The organism is Nocardiopsis coralli, from assembly GCF_014892575.1.
GTDB lineage: Bacteria > Actinomycetota > Actinomycetes > Streptosporangiales > Streptosporangiaceae > Nocardiopsis > Nocardiopsis coralli.
Map to the genome: position 1 here is coordinate 1 of NZ_JADBGI010000039.1, position 25,983 is coordinate 25,983.

Annotated in this window: 21 protein-coding genes and 2 pseudogenes; 10 read left to right on the forward strand and 13 right to left on the reverse strand. The window is 72.7% G+C overall.

Annotated elements, in window-relative coordinates; genetic code table 11:
- Positions 1-54: 54 nt before the first annotated feature.
- The 6 genes from IDM40_RS26725 to IDM40_RS26750 all read right to left on the reverse strand — a co-directional run bounded on the left by IDM40_RS26725 (position 55) and on the right by IDM40_RS26750 (position 7,099).
- Complete coding sequence (locus IDM40_RS26725) at positions 55-672, reverse strand: SRPBCC domain-containing protein (RefSeq protein WP_235997974.1); 618 nt, start codon at positions 670-672, stop codon at positions 55-57.
- Positions 673-771: 99 nt separating this feature from the next.
- Positions 772-1,224, reverse strand: a complete 453-nt coding sequence (locus tag IDM40_RS26730) for a hypothetical protein (protein WP_193124856.1) — start codon at positions 1,222-1,224, stop codon at positions 772-774.
- Positions 1,225-1,319: 95 nt separating this feature from the next.
- A complete protein-coding gene (locus IDM40_RS26735) occupies positions 1,320-4,364 on the reverse strand; it encodes a sacsin N-terminal ATP-binding-like domain-containing protein (protein WP_193124857.1) in 3,045 nt (1,014 codons plus the stop codon).
- Between the two features lie 177 nt (positions 4,365-4,541).
- The gene (locus IDM40_RS26740) at positions 4,542-5,297 is read right to left on the reverse strand and encodes a DUF3027 domain-containing protein (RefSeq protein ID WP_193124858.1); all 756 of its coding nucleotides are present in this window, start codon (positions 5,295-5,297) and stop codon (positions 4,542-4,544) included.
- 165 nt (positions 5,298-5,462) lie between these two features.
- Positions 5,463-5,846, reverse strand: coding sequence for a cold-shock protein (locus IDM40_RS26745; protein WP_193124859.1), 384 nt, complete (start codon positions 5,844-5,846; stop codon positions 5,463-5,465).
- 485 nt (positions 5,847-6,331) lie between these two features.
- Positions 6,332-7,099, reverse strand: coding sequence for a hypothetical protein (locus IDM40_RS26750; protein ID WP_193124860.1), 768 nt, complete (start codon positions 7,097-7,099; stop codon positions 6,332-6,334).
- 174 nt (positions 7,100-7,273) lie between these two features.
- Between IDM40_RS26750 and IDM40_RS26755 the strand changes: the two genes are divergently transcribed.
- The 6 genes and pseudogenes from IDM40_RS26755 (at position 7,274) to IDM40_RS26780 (ending at position 14,583) form a co-directional block, all read left to right on the forward strand.
- Positions 7,274-9,754: a helicase-associated domain-containing protein gene (locus tag IDM40_RS26755; RefSeq protein WP_193124861.1), complete on the forward strand. Its 2,481-nt coding sequence runs from the start codon at positions 7,274-7,276 to the stop codon at positions 9,752-9,754.
- 437 nt (positions 9,755-10,191) lie between these two features.
- A pseudogene (locus tag IDM40_RS26760) lies at positions 10,192-10,590 on the forward strand (hypothetical protein); the annotation flags it as partial.
- Positions 10,591-10,763: 173 nt separating this feature from the next.
- Positions 10,764-11,288, forward strand: a complete 525-nt coding sequence (locus tag IDM40_RS28925; protein WP_328807141.1) for a hypothetical protein — start codon at positions 10,764-10,766, stop codon at positions 11,286-11,288.
- Between the two features lie 115 nt (positions 11,289-11,403).
- Positions 11,404-11,880, forward strand: coding sequence for a hypothetical protein (locus IDM40_RS28455; RefSeq protein WP_235997975.1), 477 nt, complete (start codon positions 11,404-11,406; stop codon positions 11,878-11,880).
- Between the two features lie 125 nt (positions 11,881-12,005).
- Entirely contained in the window at positions 12,006-13,640 is a 1,635-nt protein-coding gene (locus tag IDM40_RS26775) for a DNA repair helicase XPB (protein ID WP_193124862.1), read from the forward strand.
- Positions 13,641-13,779: 139 nt separating this feature from the next.
- Positions 13,780-14,583: an SAM-dependent methyltransferase gene (locus IDM40_RS26780; protein ID WP_193124863.1), complete on the forward strand. Its 804-nt coding sequence runs from the start codon at positions 13,780-13,782 to the stop codon at positions 14,581-14,583.
- Between the two features lie 69 nt (positions 14,584-14,652).
- Here IDM40_RS26780 and IDM40_RS26785 read toward each other — a convergent pair whose 3' ends face one another.
- Complete coding sequence (locus tag IDM40_RS26785) at positions 14,653-14,889, reverse strand: hypothetical protein (protein WP_193124864.1); 237 nt, start codon at positions 14,887-14,889, stop codon at positions 14,653-14,655.
- Between the two features lie 181 nt (positions 14,890-15,070).
- Between IDM40_RS26785 and IDM40_RS26790 the strand changes: the two genes are divergently transcribed.
- On the forward strand, positions 15,071-16,042 hold the full coding sequence (locus IDM40_RS26790; RefSeq protein ID WP_193124865.1) for a R2-like ligand-binding oxidase: 972 nt from the start codon (positions 15,071-15,073) through the stop codon (positions 16,040-16,042).
- A 37-nt stretch (positions 16,043-16,079) separates the two neighbouring features.
- Positions 16,080-16,499, forward strand: coding sequence for an NUDIX hydrolase (locus IDM40_RS26795; RefSeq protein WP_193124866.1), 420 nt, complete (start codon positions 16,080-16,082; stop codon positions 16,497-16,499).
- On the opposite strand, the gene IDM40_RS26800 is transcribed toward IDM40_RS26795, so the two are convergent.
- Positions 16,496-17,371, reverse strand: a complete 876-nt coding sequence (locus IDM40_RS26800) for a CPBP family intramembrane glutamic endopeptidase (RefSeq protein ID WP_193124867.1) — start codon at positions 17,369-17,371, stop codon at positions 16,496-16,498. The genes IDM40_RS26795 and IDM40_RS26800 overlap by 4 nt on opposite strands.
- Before the next feature lie 143 nt (positions 17,372-17,514).
- Between IDM40_RS26800 and IDM40_RS26805 the strand changes: the two genes are divergently transcribed.
- Together IDM40_RS26805 and IDM40_RS26810 are read left to right on the forward strand one after the other, a co-directional pair.
- On the forward strand, positions 17,515-19,257 hold the full coding sequence (locus tag IDM40_RS26805; RefSeq protein WP_193124868.1) for an ABC transporter transmembrane domain-containing protein: 1,743 nt from the start codon (positions 17,515-17,517) through the stop codon (positions 19,255-19,257).
- A complete protein-coding gene (locus IDM40_RS26810) occupies positions 19,254-21,050 on the forward strand; it encodes an ABC transporter ATP-binding protein (protein ID WP_193124869.1) in 1,797 nt (598 codons plus the stop codon). Before IDM40_RS26805 ends, IDM40_RS26810 begins: the two co-directional genes overlap by 4 nt.
- Before the next feature lie 59 nt (positions 21,051-21,109).
- On the opposite strand, the gene IDM40_RS26815 is transcribed toward IDM40_RS26810, so the two are convergent.
- From IDM40_RS26815 to IDM40_RS26835, 5 genes and pseudogenes are all read right to left on the reverse strand, one after another.
- Complete coding sequence (locus IDM40_RS26815; RefSeq protein ID WP_235997976.1) at positions 21,110-21,727, reverse strand: Uma2 family endonuclease; 618 nt, start codon at positions 21,725-21,727, stop codon at positions 21,110-21,112.
- Between the two features lie 199 nt (positions 21,728-21,926).
- On the reverse strand, positions 21,927-23,558 hold the full coding sequence (gene groL, locus IDM40_RS26820) for a chaperonin GroEL (RefSeq protein ID WP_193124870.1): 1,632 nt from the start codon (positions 23,556-23,558) through the stop codon (positions 21,927-21,929).
- 288 nt (positions 23,559-23,846) lie between these two features.
- Positions 23,847-24,647, reverse strand: coding sequence for an ABC transporter permease (locus IDM40_RS26825; protein WP_193124871.1), 801 nt, complete (start codon positions 24,645-24,647; stop codon positions 23,847-23,849).
- A 53-nt stretch (positions 24,648-24,700) separates the two neighbouring features.
- Positions 24,701-25,402: pseudogene (locus IDM40_RS26830) on the reverse strand (ABC transporter ATP-binding protein); the annotation flags it as partial.
- A 127-nt stretch (positions 25,403-25,529) separates the two neighbouring features.
- Positions 25,530-25,946, reverse strand: coding sequence for a TIGR03668 family PPOX class F420-dependent oxidoreductase (locus IDM40_RS26835; protein ID WP_193124873.1), 417 nt, complete (start codon positions 25,944-25,946; stop codon positions 25,530-25,532).
- Positions 25,947-25,983: the final 37 nt, after the last annotated feature.

A 25,983-nucleotide genomic window follows, 5' to 3' on the forward strand; every position in this document is an offset into this window, starting at 1 on the left:
TTTACGGGCCCGCCGCTTGACATAGAAGCGTCCCCGGGGGGCAGGACACCCGCGTCAGGCGTCCCGGCCGGTGTAGAAGGCCACGGTCCGAGCGGCCGCGGCCTCGGCAGCCCCGGGGTCGCCGCCCGCCGCGACGTGCGCCTCGCCCCAGCGCTGCCCGACCAGCGCGGCGAAGTCGCGGTAGGAACCCGATTCCTCCCAGGCGGTGTCGCCGTCGGGGTAGGGGTCACCGGTCTCCAGGTACAGGGCGAGGCCGACCAGCGCCTGTTCCCACCCGATGCCGGTGGCCCCGGGACCGTAGGTGGCGAAGAAGTCGTCGACCGGCGCGGCGTGGGCGATCTGCAGGCGGGCGCGTTCCTCGCCGGCCGTGCTGAAGCGCGCCTCGAGCTCGCTGTAGCCGCCGAACTCCCAGGTCACCCGGAAGGACCGCGGCGGGTCGCAGGCCAGGACACGGCCGCCGGCGTTGTCCTGCACCTGGTACGTGCCGTCCTGCACGAGCTCGCCGGTGACGGGCATGAACCACCGGGCGAGGCGTTCGCGGTCGGTGCAGGCCCGCCACAGGTCCTCCACCGGGGCGCCGAGGTCCCGGGTGAGCACGACCGCGTACTCCTGGCCGTCGGCGGTGTCCTCGATGTCGACCCTGCGGTCGACGGCGTCCACGTGGTTACTCATGTCCATCACTGGTTCCCCCTCCGGTGCTCCCTGCTCGTCATTCCCCCTGTGCACACGGGTTATCTCCGGGGCAGGGGCCGGACACCGGCGCGCCGTCCCTCAGGCGTCGGAGAGGACCACCCGTCCGCGTGCGGCCGGTGCCCCGTCGGCGAGCACGGCCAGCGCGGGGTCCAGGACGGTCGCCTCGACGTCGGTCCCGCACTCCAGCGCGGCCGTCAGGGTGTGCCCGGATCCCAGGTCGGCCGTGCCCTCCGGCAGCACGACCGTGCACTCGGCGGACTGCTCGAGGTGGGAGAAGGACACCTCCGCCTCGTCGCCCGACCGCAGGGGTTCGGCGGTGGCCCCGTCCTCGGGCCGGACCGCGGTGAGCTCGACGGGCACGGGGGCACCCGCGTCGAAGGTGTGGGCGGTCTCGGGTTCGGCCGCCTCGACGGTGACCTCGGGCGGCGGGGCGGGGCCGGGGACCGGGGTCAGCGGGGTACAGGCCAGCGTCCCGAGCAGCGCCGTCACGGGGACCAGGACACGGGGCGGCAGTGCGGAGTTCCGGTGCATGGGGGAATCCTGTCGTCGACGAGGGGACAGGGAGCATACCCGCCGTGGGCGCTCTCCGACCCCCTGTTCCGGGCAGGACCGGTGCGGCGCGTGCCTCAGTCCAGGTCGGCCTCGGCGAGCAGGCGGGCGGCCGCCGACGGGTCGCTCAGGGCCGCCGCGAGCAGGTGACGGCGCGACCACTCCCCCGCCCGCCAGCACAGGCCGCGCGCCAGCCCGTCTGTGGTGGAGGCGTGCACCCCGTCGTCGCCGATGAACCACTCGGTCTCGGTTCCGTCCACGGTCAGGGTCTGGTGGTGCAGGTAGGTGCGGTCGGCCGATCCCAGGAACAGTTCGGCCTCGTCGGGGACCTGCCGGATCCGCCCCGCCGAGGTGACGCGTCCGGTCACGGCCTCGCTCGCCAGGTCGAGGTCGAGCACGTCGGCGAGGTTCCCGGCCAGCGCCGCGGGTGCGATGACCAGGGGCGCGTCCAGGAGCGGGAGGAGGTCCGGGGAGTCCAGGACCAGGGTGTCCTCGGCGTCGGCGACCACGATGGTGCCCTCGCGCACCGCGCGCACGCGGGTGGGCGGGGAGACCAGGGACGGGTCGGTGGCGGCCACGGCCGTCCACAGGCTGTGGAGGGTGACGCGCCCGACGTGCCGCGCGGGGTCGGCCAGGCGGGTGAGGAGGTCGTCCGGGCCGTCGGGGTCGGCGAGCAGCTCGGCGACGGTGGTGCGCACCCCCAGGGCCCGCGCGAACTCGCGGTCCACGGTGGTCGGCGCCTCGTCGTAGAGGCCGGCCAGGGCGGGCTCGGCGTCACCGGCACGCAGCTCCACGGGGGCGCGCCCCGCCAGACGAGCGCGCGAACGCAGCCACCAGGCCGTGTACGAGGGCACGTCCTCGACCCTGCCGTCGGGCATGAGCACCCTGGCCGGGGAGGTCACGGCCTCACGCAGCGGGCCCTCGGCGAGCATGGCCAGCGCCTGGGGCCAGCGGTCCTCGGCCACGCAGTCCAGGTCGGCGACGCAGACCAGCTCGGGCACGACCGGGGGCAGCTCCGGGTCGCCGACGCGCTCGAGCACGGCGTCGGCCCAGTCCTCGATCCCGTCTCCGTCGAAGTCGTCGGTGATCTCCTCCCCGAGCGCGACCTCCTCGGCCCGCACCAGGCCGAACTCCCAGAGGGCGCCGACCGAGCGGAGCACCTCGGCGCCGTGGCGGTCGACGAGGTCCTGGTGCACGGTCCCGAAGGGTGCATCGTCGGCGAGCACGTCCGCCAGGGGCGCGCCGGGCACGAGGAGCTCGCCGGCCACCGAGTAGCCGTCCTCGTCGTCGCGCAGGGCGAGCTCGGACAGCCACGAGAGGTCGTCGGTGCCGGTCCCGGAGGAGGCGACCAGGTCGAGCACGGCTTCGGCGATCGGGTCGGGGTCGTCGGCGTCCAGGGAGTCGCGCACGGCCGCCTCGGTGCGCGGGTCGGCGAGCACGGTCGCGGCCGTGGCCTCGACGGTGCCCAGGCGCAGCAGGAGCGGGTGGGCGGCCTCGGGGTGGACCACACGCACGCCGAGCGCCTCGGAGTCGGTGGGGTGCCAGTCCCCGGTCGGCATGAGCAGGGACCGCGGTCCGCGCACCAGGCGCCCGTCCACCAACGGCACGGGCAGCGCGCCCAGGTCGGTGGTGTCGGCGGTGGCCAGGGTCGCGTACAGCTCGGCCCACCACGCCGGGGCGCGGTCGGTGTCGGAGAGCAGGTCGGCGAGGTCGGCCAGGCCCAGGCGCCGCACCTTGAGCGCGACCAGGGCCGGGTGGCGCGGGTTCCATGCGCCCGGCAGGACCTGCGGGACCAGCTCGGACAGGAGCCCGGCCAGCCCGTCGGCGCCGCCCCCGGAGTCCAGGAGCACGGCGTCGCGCGGGGCGACCGGCATGCCCGACTCGGTGACCAGGAACGGGGTGTCGCGCAGGGGCTCGGCGACACGGGTGCGGAAGACCGAGTCGACCGGTCCGCCGCCCAACTTGGCCCCGGGCACCAGGTCCAGGGCGGCGCGGGCGTCGAACCGGCGCAGGAGGGCGCAGTAGGCGTTGGCGGCCTCCATGAGCAGCAGGTCGGTCCCGGCGCCCGACTGCACTCCGCGGCGGTCGGTACTGAGCGGGAACGTGCCGAACAGGACCGCCGGCAGGTCGAGCGCGGTGTCGGTGGGCGTCGGCGCGTGCACGACGGGCTCCACGTCGGAGGGCATCGGGGCGACCCGGCCCTCGGCGTCGACGGGGACGGCCCAGGTCAGGCTCCATTCGGTGCGCTCGCGCTCTTCGGCGGGGCGGTCGGCGAGCACCTCCTGGGAGAAGCGGCCCGAGCGCGACAGCAGGCGCCAGGCGGTGGTGCGTTCGCCGTGCGCGCCGCTGTTGGTGGTGGTCAGGTCGGCGTCGGCCGCGCCGCCCTCCTCGCGGGTGAGCACGTGTTCGGCGCCGTCGACACGCACGCGGACCTCGGCGAGGCCGTCGAGCGCGAGCAGCAGGGCCTCACCGGTGCGGTCGAGGAGTTCGCGCACGCGCTGGGCGGAGTCCTCGTCGCGCAGTACGAGCGTGACGGCGGTGTCGTAACCGTCCGGGACCCGGGTCTCGTCGCTGGGGAACGGCAGGCGGAGCATGGGCACGTGCCCGGACCGGCGCTGGACCTCCAGGGCGAGGTCCTCGTGGGTGCCGTCCGCGGCGAGCAGGTCGGCCACGGCCGCGCCCGCCTGGGCCCCGGAGAAGTGCACGGCGCCCGCGGAGGAGGCCACGGTGACGTCGTCGCTCAGGGCGGACACCGCGGAGAACCCGACCCCGAACCGCCCGGCGGAGCCCTCGTCGCCGCGTTTGGTGGACGCGCGCAGCGTCGACAGGGACTCCACGCCCTCGGGGGTGAGCGGTGCGCCGGTGTTGGCGGCGGTGAGGCGGTCGTCGCTGAGTTCCAGGAGCAGGCGCCCGGGCCCGCCCGAACGGCGGGCGGCGTCGGCGGCGTTCTGGGCGAGCTCGACGACGACACGGTCGCGGTAGCCGCCGAGCGCGAAGTCCTCCTCGGCGTTGGCGTCCTCGCGGAACCGGGCGGGGGCGTCCGCCCACGCGGCCAGCACCCGCCTGCGCAGCTCGGCCGTCTGGAAGGGGTCGGCCGCCGCAGCGGTCGCGGACTCGGCCATGGTGGACTCCTCGTGCGCTGGGGACACAACACCGTCCGCGGCGGGGCGCACGCGGGTACACCGACCCTAGGACATGCGCGCAGGGCTCCGGCCCCCGCCACGCGCCCGGCCCGGCCGCCGGGGGCGGACACGACGGTGCCCCGGCGCGGCGGACCGCACCGGGGCACCGTGAACGTGTCAGGAGTCGGCGGTGACCAACTCCAGCTCGGTGGTGTCGTCGAAGACGATGTGGTCGTACCCGACCTCGTCGATGACGGGCGCGACGGGTTCGTTCTGCGACTCGGGCGCACGCACCTCCGAGTGCGCACCGCAGCCGTGGTCGAGCGATACGACCCGGCCGTCGTCCGGCGCGAACTCGTTCGTGCACACCCCGAACATCTTCCGCAGCTCACCCGCCAGCGGCGTCAGGAACCCGCAGGTCGCACACCGGGCCGGTGCCTGGTTGGAGACCGGGTTGCGCGGGCCGGACTCGCCCTCGTACCAACGCTGGGCGGCCTGCTCGCGGCCGTACTCCGAGAGGACCTGACGGCGCCCCAGACCCAGCTCCCAGATCATCTGCTGGTCGACGCCCTCGGCCTCGAGATCGGTCTCGGGGACCTGGGCGTAGCCGGGGATGAGGCGCTCGTCGCCCTCCTCCGTGGGCAGCAGGTCGCCGGCCCCGACATCGCCGGGGCGCAGTCGCTGCTTCCACGGGACCCACTCGGGCGCGGTCAGCGCGCCCTTGCCGGGCAGGAGGACCACCTCGTTGACCGTGACGTTCTTCGCGCGCGCGGCGCGGACCACGGTGACGGCGTAGTTCCACCCCGGGTATGCGGGGTCCAGGCACTCGAAGTAGTGCGTGACCAGGCGCGTGTCCTCGACCTGGGGGGTGAGGGACTCACCCACCCACTCGGGTCGCCCGATCTCGGCGGCGACCGAGCGGGCGAGATCCACCGCCTCGATACATGCCTTGTCCGGTACAGGAGATCGTCGAGAAGGGCTCACGTTCCCCATTCTCACTGATGACGGGCACCGATCTGACCAAGGCGGAGGCCCGGGTCGGTCAGTTCGGGGTCACGGGTCGGGCACGGACGGCGCGCCGTGCCCGACCGCACCGGTTCAGGGGTCGAGCTCGTCGGCGACCACACGCAGGACGGACGCGACCTTCGCCGCTTCACGGCGGTCGGGCCGGCGCCCCTTGCGGTATCCGCTGGAGAGCCCTTCCAGGAGTTTGATGAGATCCTCGGTGATGACGACCATCTCGTCGGGTTTCTTGCGACGGGCGTCGACCACCGAGTGCTGGGAGTCGAGGAGCTTCACCTGGAGCGCCTGCGCACCCTTGCGTCCGTCCGCGACGCCGAACTCCACCCGCTGCCCCGTGCGGAGCGCGGTGGTTCCGGCGGGCAGAGAGGTGGAGTGCACGAACACCTCACCGCCGTCGTCGCGCGTGAGGAAACCGAAACCCTTGTCTCCGTCGTACCACTTGACCTTGCCGGTGGGCACTGGGCGACCTCATGCTTTCAGTGTCGGGGACCGCGGGACCGAAACCCGGGGGCGCCCCGTCCGCGTCGATCCTGTGCGTTCCCTGGGCGGCCCTCCGGTGTTTCGTGGGTACCCTCCCAGGCTATCCGGAGGGGGTATCCGGGCGCGAGGGCATAATTCCCCCTTGCGGTACCACCCGGGCACAGGAACGAGGCCCGGATGCGGTTTCACCCGGGCCTCGTGTGATCGATGACGGTCCCGATCACCGCTGGGTGCGGAGTATGGGACGGGACTCGGCGGAGTCGGGGCCGTCTCGACGCGGTCGGTTCCCACGCTGGCGGAATGGGTCACCGGTACCGGTGTGGCCACCGTGTAGCGAAAGTGGCCGTGTACCGACATGACTACCCGAAACAGCGCCCCCGGACGCGTAGTAACGGCCTGGCCGGAAAAGGTTATTCCGAGCATTTGCCAAGCAGTGACCCGCAGTTCCGGGAGGCCCTGCGAGCTCAGACGGGCTGGGCGGACTCCTCCTCGCTGCGGGCCGCACGCAGCACCCGCGGGAACAGGTAGAGGACGCAGACCAGGTTGGCCAGACCCAGGCCGATCACGCCCGTGGCGGTCAGGGATTCCAGGATGTACTCGTCGACGTAGCGGGCCTCGCCGTTCCACAGGGACATCGCCAACACGCACGCCAGGGCCGGGACCCCGATGCCGATCCACGTGTCGCGCACGTTCCACACCCGGCTCAGGGCGACGAGCGCGGCGGCCAGGACCCACACGAAGGCCAGGTCGAGCCACCAGGGGACGGTCAGCAGCATCAGGCCCAGGGCGGCGGCCTCGGCCGGGTGGGTGCGCACGACCAGGGCTATCCCCCGCAGGGTTCCGGTGCTCCTGGTGCGCTTGCCGCGCAGGTCCACGTCGGCCTGGCCGGGGCCTTCCAACAGGCCCATGATCCCGCTGCTGGGCCCGCCGCGCCAGGGCGGGGGCGGCCGGTCGGCGTGCCGGGGTCGGTCGGGGATGAGTTCGTCGTCCTCCAGGTCGAGGTTGCGGCCACCGCACTCGCGCTGCACCACGTCCTCGGCGCTGCCGAAGCTGCGCAGGATCCCGCGCACCGTGTCCACGTGGTCGTCCGGGGCGGCCCTGCGGCGTTCGTCGATCTTCGCGCGCAGCCTGGCCAGGAAGGACGTGCGTTCCCTCGCGGTCATGTGTCCGTACGACGCCAGCCCGACCTCGGACAAGTAGTCGAGTACCAATTGTTCCGAGCGCTGGTTCATGGGCCCATGGTGGCCGAGAACCATCCGGCTTTTAACCCCTCTTTGCGGATTTCGGCGTCCGATACGGGGGTACACCTCCCCGGGCCGGATCGCGGGCCGCGGGAACCGCAGCCGGGTCAGGATCACCCTCCGTGAGAAGCCGTCCCCGGTCCGGGATCACCTAGCGTGGGGACGATGACCGAGAACCCGCCCACCGAGGGGGCCGCGTCCGGGCGCAGGCCCCCGACCTTCACGGGGTGGCTGCGCAGCCGCTCCGACGAGGAACTCACGGCGCTGCTCAGCGCCCGCCCGGACCTCACGCGCCCCGTCCCCGCCGACATCGGCACCCTCGCCACCCGGGCCACCACCCGCAACACCGTGCTGCGGGTACTGGAGCGCCTGGACCGGTTCACCCTCGCCGTCCTGGAGTCCGTCGTGGCCCTGGGCGACGACCGGATGTGCGAACCCGTCGGTGTGACCACGGCCGAGCTCGCCGACGCGCTGCGCCTGGACCCGGCGCCGTGTCCAGACACAGTCCCACCCGTCTCCCACCGCCAACCCTCAACCGACGCCTCCGGCGACGACCTTCTTCTGGCGCGGGCCCTCGACGAGCTGTACCGCCTCGCCCTGGTCTGGCCGGACCACGACCGCACACGCCCCGTCCAGGTGCTGCGCGAACTCCTCCCCCACCCCGCCCAGCTCGGCCCGCCCGCACGCCCCCTCCTGGCGGCCCTCCCCCACGCGACCGTCAAGCGCCTGGCCGACGAACTGGTCCCCGACAGCACCGCCTCGACCCCGGTGGAGAGCGTGGCCACCCTGCTCTCGGAGCCCGCGCGGGTCACGGCGCTCCTGGACCAGGTCGGTGAGCGCGCACACCGCCTGCTCGAGGGCATGGCCTGGGGCCCGCCCAACGGCACCGTCGCCGACGCCCGCCGCGAGGTCGACGTGGCCACCGCGGGTTCTCCGGTGGAGACCCTCATCGCGCGAGCCCTGCTCGTCCCGACCGGCGACGACACCCTGACCCTGCCGCGCGAGGTGGGCCTTCATCTGCGGGAGGGCGCGCTCTTCCGTGACCTGTCGTCCGAACCTCCGCCGTTCGAGGGCAGGGAACGCTCCGCCGCGACCGTCTCGCGCACCGCCGCCGGGCAGGCCTTCACGGTGCTGCGCGCGGTGGAGGAGCTCCTGGAGAACTGGTCCCAGGACCCGCCCGGCGTGCTGCGCAACGGCGGCCTGGGCGTGCGCGACCTGCGGCGTGCGGCGCAGACGATGGAGGTCGACGAGGCCGAGGCGGCGCTCCTGATCGAGGTCGTGCACGCCGCCGGGCTCGTGGGCACCGACGACCGCGTGGCCGGGGAGTGGCTGCCCACCCGCGAGTACGACCTGTGGCGGGAGACCGCTCCCGAGGCGCGCTGGCTGCGGTTGGCGCTGGCGTGGATCGGCAGCGACCGGATGGCGTCACTCACCGGCACGAAGGACTCCGGCGGGCGCATCCGGAACGTACTGGGCCCCGGACTGTCCCGGCCGGGTGCGCCGCGGGCCCGCCGGGACCTGCTGGCCGCGCTGGCCGAGGCCGAGCCGGGTCTGGTGCCCTCCGAAGAGTCCCTGTCCGCCCGGATGGCCTGGCGCCACCCGCGCCGGCAGTCGCAGACCTACGCCGAGCTCGTGGAGTCCGCGCGCACCGAGGCGTCCACGCTCGGCCTGACCGCGCTCGGCGCCCTGGCCGGCCACACCCGTCCGCTGCTGGCCGGCGACCCCGACGGCGCGGCGCGGGAGCTGGCCGCGGAACTGCCGCAGCCACTGGACCACATCCTCGTGCAGGGCGACATGACCGCGGTCGCGCCCGGCCCCCTGGTGGCCGGCCTCGCACGCGAGCTCGCCCTGGTCGCCGAGGTGGAGTCGACCGGCGGCGCCACGGTGTACCGGTTCACGGAGGACTCGATCCGCCGCGGGCTCGACGCCGGGCGGGGCGTCGCCGACATCACCGACCTGTTGGAACGCCACTCCCGTACCCCGTTGCCCCAGGCCCTGCGGTACCTGGTCTCGGACGTGGGTCGGCGGCACGGGCGCCTGCGTGCGGGCACCGCGTCCAGTTACCTGCGCTGCGACGAACCGTCCCTGCTGGAGGAGCTGCTCAACGACCGGCGCGCGGACGGGCTCGGGCTGATCCGGCTCGCCCCGACGGTCGTGGCGAGCCGGGAGAACCGGGCGACGCTGGTGGAACGCCTGCGGCAACTGGGTTACCACCCGGTGTCGGAGAGCGGGGACGGAGCTATGAGCCTGGACCGCCCCGAGATCCGGCGCGCGGACCCGGTGGAGGTGCCGGACGCGCCCGACCGTGAGGCCTCGGCGGAGACGGTGAGGGCCGCGGTCCGGGCCCTGCGGGCCGGTGACGAGGCGGCCACGATCGCGCGCCGCCCGGTGCCGCTGCCCACGGACGGGCCGCCGGGGTCGCGTGCGGCCGCGGTCATGTCGGCCCTGTCGGACGCCGCACGCGACGAACGCCGGGTGTGGATCGGCTACACGGACACCGACGGTCGCCAGGTGAGCCGGATCGTGCACCCGTCCTCGGTGGACGGCGGGTTCGTCACCGCCTACGACGCGACACGGGACGCGGTGCACCGTTTTGCGGTCCACCGGATCTCGGCGGTGGCCGAGCTCGCCGACCCGGAGGGATGACGGACGGGGTCCCGGAGCGGATGGGCCGTGCTCCCGGAAAGGCCCGTGTGCCGGGGTTCCGGTGCGTGCGCACGCCGTAGAGTGTCTGGCGCGTCCTCCGCGGGACCAGGGCGCGCCAGGTCGACCGTCACAGTGCGAGAGAGACCCCCATGAACAACCCACCGCTGCCCCCGGGGGCATCGTCCCCCAGCGACCCCGGCGACGACGGCCGCGGTCGGCCGTCCGGCCCGCCCACCGGACGCCCGGCCGGAGGCCCCCCTCCCCCGGACCGGCGGCCGCCCCCGAGCGAGCAGCAGCAGGGTCCGCAGCAGCCACCGCCGCAGAGGACGGACCCTCCGCGGCCCGCGCCCGAACAGGGGCCCCGCCGTGAACAGGCTTCCCGACAGGGCTCCGGGCCGGAACCGCGCCCCGAACCGCAGCGCGCCCCCGAGCGCGGACCGGCCCGCGAACCGCAGCGGGAACACGGGTCCACCCCCGAGCAGGACCGCGGCCGGGACGACGGAACCGGACGCGGGGCCTCCGCCGCGGCCTCCCCGGGCACCCCGATGGCCGGGGGCGGCGCCAGCAGCGCCACGACCGCGATGATCCTGCACGCCATCACGGTCCTGTGCTGCTTCAACTGGCTGTTCGGCGTTCCGGGCATCGTCTTCGCCGTGCGCGCCGGACACGCACGCGACCGCGGGATGCCGGTCAAGGCCGAGACCCTGACGCGTTACTCCTGGTACTGCCTGGGCGCCGCGGGGGTCATGATGTTCGTGATGTTCGTGCTGACCTTCGTGGTCTTCACCCAGGCCGGTTCCTGGCTCCAGCAGATCTCCGGGCTCGTGCCGTGGTGACCCGCCACTGAAACGGGCGACACCACCGCCACGCCCGCGCTCCGACGCACACCCGGGCCGCACCCGCCCCGACCGGCGCGCCCGGACCCCGAACCCTTTCCGCCCGGCCCGCGTCCCACCGTGGACAATGGGTATCGCGACAGTACGTGACAAGGGGGAGGAAGCGGATACCGGTGAACAGCAGCGGCCCACGGGACTTCTGGGAGCGGGACCCCAACCCGGTCCTGCGCCCGTCCGGCGGCCGGCACGAACCCGGCCCGCCCCCGCCCACGCCACAAGGACAGGCCCCGCAGCCGCCCCCCGGGGCCCTCACGCCGGGCGGGGCGCACATGGCCCCGCCCACGCCCTACACCGCGCATCCCATCCCCGGGGCGGCCGACCTGCCGCCGGGCACCCCGCCGCCGACCGGTCCGCCGCCGCGGGTGGGCGGGGCGGTCGCCTCCCTGGTCGTGGCGTTCATGACATGGACGGTCCCCCTCATCGGGGTGTTCATGGGACTCTGGTTCTACGTGCTGATCGCCAACATCCCCGGCGTCGCCTTCGCGGTGACCGCACTGACGAAGATCCCGAACGCACCCGAGGTGGAGCGCTTCATCCGCTACACCTGGGCGTGCAACTTCGCCTACATCGCGCTGTCGGTGGTCTTCGCGGTCCCCCTCGCGGTGATGGTCATGATGATGCTCCTGTTCGGCGGCTGAACCCGGCCGGCCCCCGCTGAACCCGTCCGAGCCGCGGCTGACCCCGGCGGCCCCTGCCGGTGGCGGCCGTCCGGCCGCACCCCTCCTCTCCTGCTGTCCTGTTTCTGGAGACACGATGTCCGACCACGGCAACCCCCACTACGGCCCGACCCCGCCGAACGGCCCGTACGGCCCTCCCCCGCCCGGCGGGGGCTCCTACGGCCCTCCGCCACCCGGCAACGGCGGGTACGGACCTCCGCCGCCCGGCGCCGCCCCGTACGGCCCGCCTCCCCCCGGTCCGGGTTACGGTCCGCCCCAGCCCATGGGCCCGGGCCCGTATCCCCGGCCGCCGCTGCCGCCCGAGCAGCAGCCCCCGTCCGGCAGCACCATCACGGCGCTGGTCGTGAGCATCCTGCTGGTGCCGATGTGTATGGGCAACATCACCCCGATCATCGGCACCGTGCTCTCGGGGATCGCGCTGTCCGAGCGCAGCCGTGATCCGGAGCGGCACAACCAGCTGCGGCGTTACGCGTGGATCTCCAACTGCATCCACCTCGCGCTGGTCGGCGTGCTCGCCGCGTTCATCGCGACCCTGATCATCGTCGACCCCTGATCCCCGCCAGGGCCCCTTCCGCCTGATGTGCGCGAGCGCTCCCGCACGGCGGGCATGATCGGGGCAGTGCAGGTGTTGCACGTGGGGCCCGTCCCCACACACCGCCGACGAGAGTGAAGGTCCGTGTGTCCTGCCTGATCGTCCAGTCCGACAAGACCCTCCTCCTCGAGGTCGACCACGAGTCGGCCGACGAGTGCCGCCGCGCCATCGCGCCCTTCGCCGAGCTCGAGCGCGCGCCCGAACACGTGCACACCTACCGGGTCACGCCGCTGGCCCTGTGGAACGCGCGCGCCGCAGGGCACGACGCCGAACAGGCCGTGGACGCGCTGGTGCGGTTCTCCCGGTTCCCGGTGCCCCAGGGGCTCCTGGTGGACATCTCCGAGACCATGGACCGCTACGGCCGCCTCACCCTCGACGGCGACCCCGTGCACGGCCTGGTGCTGCGTTCCAGTGACCGCGCGGTGCTCGAGGAGGTCGTGCGCGCCAAGAAGCTCAAGGGCATGCTCGGCGAGCGCATCGACGACGACAGCGTCGCCGTGCACCCCAGCGAGCGCGGCAACCTGAAGCAGGCCCTGCTCAAGATCGGGTGGCCGGCCGAGGACCTCGCCGGTTACGTCGACGGCGAGGCGCACGACATCGACCTGGCCCAGGACGGGTGGGAGCTGCGCCCCTACCAGCGCGAGGCCGCCGAGAGCTTCCAGGCAGGGGGCTCTGGTGTGGTCGTGCTGCCGTGCGGCGCGGGCAAGACGATCGTGGGCGCCGCCGCCATGGCCATGACCGGGGCGACGACGCTGATCCTGGTCACCAACACCGTGTCGGTGCACCAGTGGAAGTCGGAGCTGCTGCGCCGCACCTCCCTCACCGAGGACGAGATCGGCGAGTACTCCGGCAGCCGCAAGGAGATCCGCCCCGTCACCATCGCGACGTACCAGGTCATGGCGGCCCGCAAGAAGGGTGTGCACACGCACCTGGAGCTGTTCGAGGCGCGCGACTGGGGCCTGGTCGTCTACGACGAGGTGCACCTGCTGCCCGCGCCGATCTTCCGCATGACCGCCGACCTGCAGGCCCGGCGGCGTCTCGGGCTGACCGCGACGCTGGTGCGCGAGGACGGCCGCGAGGGCGACGTGTTCTCCCTCATCGGCCCGAAGCGCTTCGACGCCCCGTGGAAGGACATGGAGAACCAGGGGTGGATCGCCCCGGCCGACTGCATCGAGGTGCGCGTCGACCTGTCCGACTCCGAGCGGATGGCGTACGCGACCGCCGAGCCCGAGGACCGTTACCGGTTCTGCGCATCGACCGACGCCAAGAACCGGGTCGTTGACGCGCTCGTGGAGCGGCACTCGGAGGAGCAGGTGCTGGTCATCGGCTCCTTCATCGACCAGCTGGACGAGCTCGGGGAGTCCCTGGGCGCCCCGGTGATCAAGGGCGAGACCCGGAACAAGGAGCGCGAGCGGCTCTTCGACGCGTTCCGGTCGGGTGAGCTGCGGACCCTGGTGGTGTCCAAGGTCGCCAACTTCTCCATCGACCTGCCCGAAGCCGGGGTGGCGGTGCAGGTGTCGGGCTCGTTCGGGTCGCGGCAGGAGGAGGCGCAGCGTCTGGGACGGGTGCTGCGTCCGAAGGCCGACGGGGGCAGCGCGCGGTTCTACGCCGTGGTCGCGCGGGACACGTTGGACCAGGACTACGCGGCGCACCGGCAGCGGTTCCTGGCCGAGCAGGGGTACGCGTACCAGATCACGGACGCCGCCGAGCTGCTGGCCTGACCGCGGGACGCACGGGGCGGACGCGGCGCCTGGAACCCCTGTGGCTGAGGGGGTCCGGGGTTGTGGCGGGGGTCGTGGGGCAGGAGAATGCCCACGGCAGAATCCCCGCCGACGAACCCCCACACGTCTGAGAGGCCCCATGTCGGACACCCCCGTCGACACGACCGTCGCCCACACCGCCCGGGTGTGGAACTACTGGCTCGGCGGCAAGGACAACTACCCGCCCGACCGCGAGGTGGGCGACCGCATCCGGGAGCTGTTCCCGGAGGTCGTCGACGCCGCGCTCGGTGACCGGGCGTTCCTGCGCCGCGCCGTCACCCACCTGGTGGAGCAGGAGGGCGTGCACCAGTTCCTGGACATCGGCGCGGGTCTGCCCACCGCCGACAACACCCACGAGGTCGCCCAGCGCCTGGCCCCGGGGAGCCGGGTGGTCTACGTCGACAACGACCCCCTGGTGCTCGCGCACGCGCGGGCGCTGCTGACCGGCACCGACGAGGGGCGTACGGAGTTCGTCGACTCCGATCTGCGCGAGACCGACCGGGTGCTCGCCTCGGCGCGGGAGGTCCTGGACTTCGACCGGCCGATCGCGCTGACGCTCATGGGCACCATGGGCCACTTCCCCGACCTGGACGAGGCGCTCGGCCTGGTGCGCGCCTACGTCGACGCACTCCCTGCGGGCAGTTTCCTCGCGGTGTGCGACGGGGTGATCTCGGAGAGCGTGGAGATGGACCCCGAGAAGGTCGCCGAGTTCACCCGTATCTGGGAGGGCGGGGTGACGCTGCCCTACGTTCCGCGTGCGCTCGAGGACTTCACGCGGTTCTTCGACGGGCTGGACCTGGTCGAGCCCGGGGTGGTGTCGGTGACCAAGTGGCACCCGGAACCGGTCGAGGTGGGCCGGGCACGTGACCTGCCCCAGTACTGCGGGCTCGCGCGCGTCGGCTGAACCGTGCCGGGCCGCCCAGGTCGGCCCGGGTGACCGGCTCAGGCGGTCGGTGCCGGTGGCCGGCCCGGGTCAGACCGACGGGAGCACGCCCACGACGTAGGTGACCGCGGCGAGGCCCCACGCGATGAGCGAGTAGGTCAGGGTGCGGGTGCGCAGGATCCGGTCACCGCGGACCGAGGGGGCGGTGAAGGCGGCCACGAGGAGGACGAGGCCGAGCAGCGCGGGGATCACCGAGGCCAGCGCGAAGATCTGTGTCTGTGCGGCGCACGAGGCGTAACCGGAGGTCCCGGGATCTCCACAGAACACGTCTGCCCCCGATCGGTTCGTTCGGCGTGGATGTACTCCCCGACCGTACCGTTTCGGCGGGGCTCGAACGTCGGCGGAGGCGACCGTATCCCGCTCGTCCGGGTTCGTCCGGCAGCCCCTCTTTACACGGGTGCTTCGTGTGTCCAATCATGAAGGTCGGACCGACCCCCCGGAGGCCCCCATGACCGACACCCGGTCGCCCCGTTCCGGTTTCCACTCGCTGCGTGAGGGCGGGCTCAACTGGGAGTCCCTGCCGCTGCGCCTCTTCGCCAAGGGCAACAAGCGTGTGTGGGACCCCGACGACATCGACCTGTCCCAGGACGCCGAGGACTGGCAGAAGCTCGACGACGAGGCCCACACCCGGATCCTGCGGCTGTGCGCCCTGTTCGTCGCCGGCGAGGAGGCGGTCACCGAGGACCTCCTGCCGTTCCTGAGCGCCATGTCGGCCGAGGGGCGCCTCGGCGACGAGATGTACCTGACGCAGTTCCTGTACGAGGAGGCCAAGCACGTGCAGGCCTTCCGCCGCTGGTTGGACGCCATCGGTGTGTCCGAGGACCTGCACGGGTTCGTGGAGAACAACCCGGGTTACCGCGCGCTGTTCTACGACGAACTCCCGAGCTCCCTGGAGGCGCTCGTGGCCGACCCGAGCCCGCGCAACCAGGTGCGGGCCTCGGTGACCTACAACCACATCGTCGAGGGGTCGCTCGCGCTCACCGGGTACTACGCGTGGAACCACGTGTGCACCGTGCGCGGGATCTTCCCCGGGATGCGCCGCATCGTGCGGCTCATCGGCGACGACGAACGCCGCCACATGGCCTGGGGCACGTTCACGTGCCGCCGCCACGTCGCGGGCGACGACGCCAACTGGGACGTGGTCGGCGAGCGGCTGGAGGAGCTGCTGCCGCACGTGCTCGACGCGGTCGACCGTAGCGACACCCCCACGCAGAACCCCGAGTTCCAGCGCTACGACCTGCCGCCCGACGAGCTCGTGCGTTACGCGCAGGACCGGGCGGTGCGGCGTCTGGGCGCCATCGAGTCCGCCCGCGGGGTGCCGGTCACCACCATCGACGTCGACGCGGCACCGGAGGAGCTGGAGGAACGCTTCAACGCCGAGGACCGGGAGACCATGGCGAAGGTGCGGCCCGTGGAGTAGGTGCACGGGGGTGCGCCGTTGCTCCTAGAGTGTGCGCATGCCGCAGACTCCGACCACCCCTCCGGTCATCGACGCCCTCGCCTGGGTCCACGTTCGCGAGGGGCGCCTGCTGTGCGTGCGCCCACGGGGGCGGGACCTCCTCTACGTTCCGGGCGGCAAGCGCGAGCCCGGGGAGAGCGACGAGGAGGCCGTGACCCGTGAGGCCCGGGAGGAGGTCAGCGTACGCCTGCTCCCGGGAACGTTTCGTCTGGTCACGGTGGTCGACGAGGCCGCACACGCGCAGGAGCCCGGCACCCGCGTACGCATGATCTGTTACGCGGCCGAGCACGAGGGCACCATCGCCGCCGACCACGAGATCACCGAAGTCACGTGGATCGGCCACGCCGAGCGCGACCGATGCGCGCCCGCCGTGCGCCGCCTCATCGACGTCCTGCACTCCGAGGGCGCCGTCCGTTAGCCGACCGGGTCGAGGACCCGGGCCCGCCAGTTCCCGTCGTGCCTCCACAGCAGGATCGCGACCAGCACCCCGAACACGAACGGGGCGACCAGAACCGGCATGAACGCCTCCTCGCCCCCTCGGACCTCGAACAGCTGCCCGCCCAGGACCGCCTGCGCGGTCACCTGGAACACCAGGTGGAAACCGATGCAGGTCCACACATTGCCGGTGACCACACGCAGGCACCCGAGCACGATCCCCATCGAGAAGAAGAGCACGGCCCGCTCGCCGAGCACCTCCCACCCGTTCGAGAGCACCCACAGAGCGGTCCCCCACAACCCGAACAGCGCCGCCTGGGCCGCTACGGCGATCCAGGCCGCCATCGCGGCGTTGAGGTTGCGGAACAGGTAACCGCGGAAGATCAACTCCTCGGGCAGCGCCTCGTACAGCAGCACCAGCCCCACCAGCAAGGCCAGGGAACCCACCAGCTCCGTGGCGGGGACCGCGGGCACGATCTCGACCCACCCGAACGCGAGCGCCACCCCGATCGCCGCGAACCCCGGGATCGCCCACGCGAGCGCCCCCACCAGGAACGGCCACCATCCCTCGCGCGCACCGGTCAGCCGCAGCCCGTCCCACGGGCGCCGGTCCAGGTACCGGCGGGCCGCCCACACCATCGGCACCGCCGTCGCCGTCACGAACAGGGCCGTGGCCCAGCGCGCGAACCCGACCTGGGAATCGTCGGGGAACGGCTCCCGGACCAACGGGAGGAACACGTACCAGAGCACCGCGGCGCCGGCCATCACGGCGGCCACCCGCCAGAACAGCGGGGTACGGCGGTCGGGTGCAGGACCTGGGGGAACGTCCCCGTCACGGACGCGGTCGTTGCTCATGCAGCCATGTTCCCCGCCCGGGGCCGCCTTGCCCATCGGGGAAACCCCCCGGCCGCCCCTGAACCGCACCCCGGGCCCGCCCGGGCGGAGGGCGGAAAAACCAGTGGTCAGGCAGGGACCGGCCTGTCTAGGGTCTGGGAACTGTGCGCCCACTACCCGAACCGGTGCGGACACCGCCGGACACCCGCTCGCCCGACCGCTTCCTGCTCTGGGGCGCCCGTGAGCAGTGGACCACGCTCCTGAGCTCCTCGATCGTCAACGGCGTCTACACCCTGTGCGGGGTCCTGAGCGCCACCGCGCTGGGCGCCGCCCTCGACTCCGGCATGGCCGGCGGCGACGCAGGCGCCCTCCTCCTGTGGTCCGGGGTGCTCGCCGCGTGCGCCCTCGCCTCCGCGCTCACCATCATCCTCGCGGAGCGCACCGCCGTGTACAGCTGGCTCCGGGGCGCGTTCCGCACGATCGCGGTGGTCGTGGACCGCTCCGTCGACCTGGGCCCGACCCTGACCCGGCGCCTGCCAGGCGGAGAGGTCGTGGCGATCGGTACCGACGACATCAACCGCGTCGGCGACCTGTACGAGAACGCGTCGATGGTGCCCGGCGCGATGGTCTCGATCGGCGTGATCGCCGGGCTGACCCTGCACGCACACGCCGGTTTCGGAACCGCGCTGCTCGTCGGGGTCCCACTCATCCTTCTGGGCGTCGCGCCCCTGCTGCGCCCGTTGTCCCGGCGCCACCGCCACCAGCGCGAACGCCAGGCGGAACTGGCCACACGCGCGGGCGACCTGGTGTCCGGGCTCCGTGTGCTCCGTGGGGTGGGCGGCGAGCAGACCGTCGGGGCCCGCTACCGTCAGGGGTCCCGCGAGGTCCGTGACGCCGGGATCCGGGTCGGGTGGATGGACGCCGCCCTGCGCGCCGCCCAGGCCCTCTACCCGGGGCTGCTGCTCGTCGGCATCGTCTGGTTCGGCGCGCATCTGGCCCTGCGGGGTGAGTTGACCGTCGGGCAGCTCGTCGCCTTCTACGGGTACACGGGGCTGCTCGGCCAGCAGGTGCGGTGGGTGACCGGTGTGGCCTGGGTGTACATCGGTGCGCGGGTGGCCGCCTCCCGGGTGATCCGGGTGCTGAACCTGGCGCACGACCACCCCGACCCCGCGAGTCCGGCCGCTCCCCCGGAGGGACCGCTCGGACTCCACGACCGCCTCACCGGGGCCACCGCCCGCGCCGGGCAGGTCACCGGGATCGTCTGCCCCGACCCCGCCGAGGCCACCGCGCTCGCCGAACGTCTCGGCCGCTACCGCGACGGCGCACCCGACGAGACCGCCGAACTGGTCGGGGGACACACCGGGTGGGCCGTGGCGCTCACCGACCTGCGCCTGCGCGACCTGCGAGGGCGGGTCCTGGTCTCCGACAACGACGCCTACCTGTTCTCCGGTCGGCTGCGCGACGAGCTCTCACCGGACGCCGGGATGCCCGAGGAACGCCTGACCGCCGCCGTACGGTCCGCGGCCGCCGACGACGTGGTCGCGCAGTCCGCGTCCGGGCTCGACACCGTGGTCGCCGCCCGCGCCCGCGAGTACTCCGGCGGCCAGCAGCAGCGCCTGCGCCTGGCCCGCGCGCTCGCCACCGACCCCGAGGTGCTCGTGCTGGTGGAACCGGCCTCCGCGGTGGACGCGCACTCCGAGGCCGCCGTCGCCCGCGCCCTGCCCGGGGCCCGCGCCGGACGCACCACCGTCCTGGTCACCACCAGCCCCCTGCTGCTCGGCCGCACCGACCGGGTCCAGCTCGTGTGCGGCGGACGGGTGGTCGCCGAGGGCGTGCACCCGGACCTGCTCGCGACCGTGCCCGACTACGCCCGGACCGTCCTGCGCACCACGAGCGAGGAACCATGACCCACGCCGATCTCCCCGCGACGGGCCCGGCGACCGCACTGCCCGAACCCGACCCCGACGGGCTCCCGGTCTCGTCCGACCGCGACGTGTGGACCCGCCTGGCCCGGGCCGGGCGGGAGCACCGCGCCACCCTGGTGTGGGTCGTGGTGCTGCACGCCCTCGCGGCTCTGAGCGCGCTCGCGGCCCCGTGGATGCTCGGGTTCATCGTCGACGCCGTCCGGGAGGGGCGGGGCGCAGGCCACATCAACACCATGGCCGCGCTCGTGGTGGTCGCGTTCCTGGCCAACGCGGCGCTGACCCTGGTGTCGGTGGCCCTGTCCGTCCGGTTCGGCGAGGGGGTGCTGGCCGAGCTCCGGGAGGAGTTCATCGACGCGGTGCTGCGCCTGCCGCTGGGCACGGTGGAGCGCGCGGGCCCCGGCGACCTGCTCTCCCGCACGGGCCGCGACATCGGCAACCTGAGCCACATGGTGCGCTACGCGTTCCCGCACCTGGTCGTGGGCGCGGTGACGGTCACGGTGATCCTGGCGGCGTTGACGGTGCTGCACCCGGCGCTGCTGCTGGCCTGGGTTCCCGGGTTCCTGCTGCTGTGGATCTCGACCCGCTGGTACGCGCGCAGGGCCCCCGACGGTTACATGCGGGAGCTCGCCACCTACTCCGACCTCACGCAGGGGGTCAGCGACACCGTCGAGGGCGCGCACACGGTGGAGGCGCTCGGCCGCCAGGGGCGGCAGCGCGCGGAGATCGGCCGGCGGGTGCACCGGTCCTACCTCGCGGAGCGGTACACCCTGTGGCTGCGGTCGGTGTGGTTCCCGCACCTGGAGGCGGCCTACCAGCTGCCGACCGCGACGACCTTCCTGGCGGGCGGGGTGCTGTACATGAACGACGCGCTCACGCTGGGCCAGGTCGCCACGGCCACGTTCTTCTCGGTGCAGCTGGCGCGCCCCGTGGAGCAGCTCGTCGACCAGATCGACACCCTGATGGTGGGTTTCGTGAGCATGCGGCGCCTGCTGGGGGTGGCGCGCGCCCAGGAACCGGAGCCGGAGCCCCAGGGGCCGCCGACCGCCGGCGACCGGGGCGTGGACCTGCACGAGGTGCGGTTCGGTTACACGGGAACTGAGGTGCTGCACGGGGTGGACCTGACGGTGCGCCCCGGCGAGCGCCTGGCGATGGTCGGGCCGAGCGGCGCGGGCAAGTCGACGCTGGGCAAGCTCGTCGCCGGGATCCACGTCCCTACGTCGGGCCGGGTGCGGGTGGACGGCGCCGACCTGGCCTCGCTCCCGCCCCAGCAGCGGCGTGCGCACGTGATCCTGTTGAGCCAGGAGAGCCACCTGTTCCGCGGCACCATCGCGGAGAACCTGACCCTGGCCTCGGAGGACGCGGGCGAGCCCGACCTGTGGACGGCGCTGGAGGCGGTCGACGCCGCCGACTGGGTGCGGTCCCTGCCCGAGGGCCTGCGCACCCCCGTGGGTTCGGGGCACTGGACCCCCGACCCGGCGCGGGTGCAGCAGCTCGCGCTCGCCCGTGTGCTCCTGGCAGACCCGGCGGTGCTGGTGCTGGACGAGGCGACGTCGCTGATGGACCCGCGTTCGGCCCGCCTCCTGGAGCGTTCGCTGTCCGGGGTGCTGGCCGGGCGCACGGTCGTGATGATCGCGCACCGCCTGCACACGGCGCACGACGCCGACCGGGTCGCGGTGGTCGAGGGCGGTCTGGTGCGCGAGCTCGGCACACACGAGGAGCTGCTGTCCCGCGGCGGTTCCTACGCCGACCTGTGGCGCGCCTGGCACGGCGACTGACCCCGGAACGACGAAACCGGGCGGCCCCGTGCAGGGACCGCCCGGTCGGAGCCGTGTCGTCAGGCCGTGGGCCACTGGTCGGGCAGAGGGAAGCGCGAGGTGTCGAGGTCGACGTCGAAGGGCTCGGGGAGGGTGAGCTTCTCCCCGAACGAGACCGTGGTCGCCTGGTTGTACCGACCGTTGCCCGGCTGCTCGTACAGGGTCACCGACGGCCCGGTCTCGTCCCAGGCGTCGATCAGCAGGTAGAGCGGGACGGGGGCGTGTGCGTAACCCCAGAGCTTCTTCTTGCGGTCGGTGTCCATGCTGCTGCGGGAGACGATCTCGACGGCGAGCTCGGCCTCGTCGGCGGGGCAGGGGGTTCTTTCGGGGTCTCTCACCACGGACTCGGGCATCGCCACCAAGTCCGGCATGTACAGACGCTCGATCTCGGGCATCCGGATACCGAGTGTCTGCAAGATGTACAAGTCCTCGGGAACAGCACGTATCAGCGTCCGGTGCACCAGGGACGCAATGATGTTGTGCGGGTCAGAAGGGGGCGCCACCAGTACGACTCCGTCATCGTCCACGATCTCGGCCCGCCAACCGTCGGGCACGTCCAGCTCTCGCCAGGTACCGAGAAGGTAGTCCCACCGCGACATCCCCGCTGCTGGGGCGGTCTCCGTCATCACCAGACTCATCTCGTCTCGCACCTCCGGACGGAAGCGTAGCGCGCCACGCACCCGCCCACCCGACACTTCGCAGAATAGCCCCGGAGAACCCTCCCGGACAGCGATCCGCACCGATGAGCCCGCCCCGGAACGACGAAACCGGGCGGCCCCGTGAAGGGACCGCCCGGTCGTCGCGGGCGAGAGGTCGCGTATCCGACCCCGGGCCGGACTAGAAGTCCATGCCGCCCATGCCACCGGTCGGGTCGCCGGCCGGGGCCGCCGCCTTCTCCGGCTTCTCGGCGATGACGGCCTCGGTCGTCAGGAACAGACCGGCGATGGAGGCCGCGTTCTGCAGAGCCGAACGGGTGACCTTGGTCGGGTCGATGACGCCGTCCTTGAACAGGTCGGTGTACTCACCGGTGGCGGCGTTCAGGCCGACGCCCGGCTCCAGGTGCTTGACCTTGTCGACCACGACGCCGCCCTCGAGACCGGCGTTGAGCGCGATCTGCTTGAGGGGCTCGGCGATGGCGCGGCGGACGATGTCGGCACCGATGGACTCGTCGCCCTCGGCCTCGAGCTTCTCGAACGCGGGGACGCTGGCCTGCAGCAGCGCGACGCCACCGCCGGGCAGGATGCCCTCCTCGACCGCGGCCTTGGCGTTGCGGACGGCGTCCTCGATGCGGTGCTTGCGCTCCTTGAGCTCCACCTCGGTGGCGGCACCGGCCTTGATGACGGCCACGCCGCCGGCCAGACGCGCGAGGCGCTCCTGGAGCTTCTCGCGGTCGTAGTCGGAGTCGGTGCGCTCGATCTCGCTGCGGATCTCGTTGACGCGGCCCGCGATGGACGTGGCGTCACCGTTGCCGTCGACGATCGTGGTCTCGTCCTTGGTGACGACGACCTTGCGAGCGCGGCCGAGCATGTCGAGCTCGGTGTTCTCGAGCTTGAGGCCGACCTCCTCGGTGATGACCTGGCCGCCGGTCAGCACGGCGATGTCGCCGAGCTGGGCCTTGCGGCGGTCACCGAAGCCCGGGGCCTTGACGGCGACGGACTTGAAGGTGCCGCGGATCTTGTTGACGACCAGGGTCTGCAGCGCGCCCTGCTCGACGTCCTCGGCGATGACCATCAGCGGACGGCCGGCCTGCAGGACCTTCTCCACAACGGGGAGGAACTCGTTGTTGTTGGAGATCTTGGAGTTGACGATGAGGATGTAGGGGTCCTCGAGGACCGTCTCCATCCGCTCCAGGTCGGTGGCGAAGTAGGGCGAGATGTAGCCCTTGTCGAAGCGCATGCCCTCGGCGAGCTCCAGCTCGAGCCCGAAGGTCTGGCCCTCCTCGACCGTGATGACGCCTTCCTTGCCGACCTTGTCCATCGCCTCGGCGATGGCCTCGCCGATCTGGGCGTCGCCGGCGGAGATGGAGGCGGTGGAGGCGATCTGCTCCTTGGTCTCGACCTCCTGGGAGAGGTTGCCGAGCTCCTCGTTGATGCGGTCGACGGCCTTCTCGATGCCGCGCTTGAGGCCGACCGGGTTGGCGCCGGCGACGACGTTGCGCAGGCCCTCGCGGACGAGCGCCTGGGCGAGCACGGTGGCGGTGGTCGTACCGTCACCGGCGACGTCGTCCGTCTTCTTGGCGACCTCCTTGACCAGCTCGGCCCCGATCTTCTCCCAGGGGTCCTCGAGCTCGATCTCCTTGGCGATGGAGACGCCGTCGTTGGTGATCGTGGGGGCGCCCCACTTCTTCTCCAGCACGACGTTGCGGCCCTTGGGGCCCAGCGTGACCTTGACGGCCTCGGCGAGCTGGTTCATGCCGCTCTCGAGGCCGCGGCGGGCCTCCTCGTCGAACGCGATCAGTTTGGCTGCCATTGAGTTCTTGTCCTCCCGTGACCGGGCTGATACGCGAAGGGACGAGGCCTGCGCCCGCGACGGACGACCGGGATCGTGCCGACAACCCTGCTGCCGGCGACCACGGTCTCGCAGCCTCGCTCCGGCTTAGCACTCCTACGTGCTGAGTGCTAAGCACTCCTATTTTTAGCACTCGGCCATGGCGAGTGCAAACGATGTGGTCACGATTTCCCGACCCTTCAGCCTTCCCCCTCCACCTGCGCGAACACCCGCCCCAGCCAGGTTTTTCGCGCCTGCTCAGGGGCCTGTTCAGGAGGCCCCGCGGCGCATCATCCGGGCGCCCAGCACGAGGGAGAGCACGAGGAGCACGAGAGCCACGACCCAGCCCACCGCGACGTCCGTCCCCCACTGCCCGGCGAACAGGGCACGCTCGGCGTCGACGACGTGTGCGAGCGGGTTGAGCCGGGACAGGGTGTACAGCCATCCGGGCGCCAGGTCCATCGGCAGCAGCACCCCGGACAGCAGCATCAGCGGCATGACCACGGTCTGGAGCACCGGCGCGAACACGTACGTCTGCCGGGTGGCCAGGGCGACGACGTAGGAGAGCGTGGCCAGCACCGCCCCGAGCACCGCGAGCAGGGCCAGACCGAGCACCGTCTCCGGGAGCGGGGCCCGGAACCCGAGCGGCAGCACCAGCAGCAGCACGAGCACCGACTGCACCAGCATGAGCGCGACGTCCTGCACGACCCGCCCGAGGAGCAGGGAGGTCCGCGACGCCGGGGTCGCCAGCATGCGCTCGTGCGCGCCCGAGGCGATCTCCGGCAGCAGCCCGAACCCGGCGAACCCGCAGGTGAACAGGGCCAGCATCACCAGGAGCCCGGGCACGAACCACTGCCAGGGGTCCTGCCCCTCGGGCCCGCCGAGCCCGGTGAGCAGGGGCGCGAACAACGCCAGGTACAGCAGCGGTTGGGCCATCCCGAAGACGACCGCCAGGGGGTTGCGCACGAGCGGCCGGGCCTGGCGGTTCCACACGGCGAGCACGTCGCGCACGGCCGAGGGGCGCACGGCCCCCGGGTCCTGCGTGTTCCGCTCGGTGGTCGCGGCACTCATCACTCGCCCTCCCTCAAGCTGCGTCCGGTCAGGTTCAGGAACACGTCGTCGAGCGTGACCCGGTCGCCGGGGACCTGCCCCTTGAGCGCATCGGGGGTTCCGTCGGCGATGACCGTCCCGTGGTCGACCACGACGGCGCGTTCGGCGTGCCCGTCGGCCTCGTCGAGGTAGTGCGTGGTGACCAGGACGGTGGTGCCGTGCTCGGCGCGCAGGCGTGCCACGTGCCCCCAGAGGTTGGCGCGGCTCTGCGGGTCCAGGCCGGTCGAAGGCTCGTCCAGGAACAACATGCGGGGCCGGTGCACGAGCCCGAGCGCGATGTCGAGGCGGCGCTTCTGCCCTCCGGAGAGCGAGGGGGTGCCGCGGTCGGCGACACCGGTCAGCTCGAGCATCTCCAGGAGCTCGTCGGCCCGTGCCCGCGCCTCGCGCCGGCCGACGCCGTACAGGCGCGCCTGGGTGAGGAGCTCGTCGCGGGCCCGCTGGCTCTCCCCGAGGCCGTGGCCCTGGCCGACGACACCGATGCGGGCGCGGACCCGGGCGGCGTCGGTGCGCACGTCGTAGCCGGCGACGGTCGCGGCGCCGGCGGTGGGCGGGAGCAGGGTGGTGAGCATGCGAAGGAGCGTGGTCTTGCCTGCCCCGTTGGGGCCGAGGAGCGCGACCAGCTCACCCTCGGCGACGTCGAGGTCGACCCCGCGCACGGCCTCGACGGTGTGCTTGCCGGACCGGAAGCTCCGGGCCAGCGCTCGGGTGCGGATCACGGTGCACCCCTCCCTTCGTATTCAAACTTGAACATAAAGGCCAGTGTGCCCGCCCCGCACCCGATATTCAAGTTTTAATACTTCAGCCGCCGGCGACCCGAGACAGCAACAAGGGGAGGTCAGCGCCCTACCGGAAGGACCAACCGGACCAGCGCGACACGGCCACCAGGATGATCGCGGCTTCCGGCGGCGTGTCCTGGTACTGCGGGTACCGGGAGACCAGGTGGCCCCGCGCCAGGTCCCAGTCGCCTCCCTCGTGCTCGACCCGCGCCCGACCGTCGGCACGCGCCCACCACAGGCGTTCCCAGTCGTCGTCGTACTCGTCGGCCAGAAGTGACACACGCGGGTTGTCGGCGATGTTCCGCAGCCGCTTCAGCTCACGCGTGGACTTGGGTTTGCCGTCCACCGCGATCGCGACCGTCTCGTCGTAGGCCGCGAAGGTCACCGGAACCAGATGCGGTTGCCCCGCGCTGTCGGCGGTGGCGAGGCGAGCGACACGGGCAGCAACGAAGGCGTCTCTCGCCCGTTCCGCGCTCCATTTCATGCGGCAACGCTCCCACTGCCACAGGGGCCCTGCAATA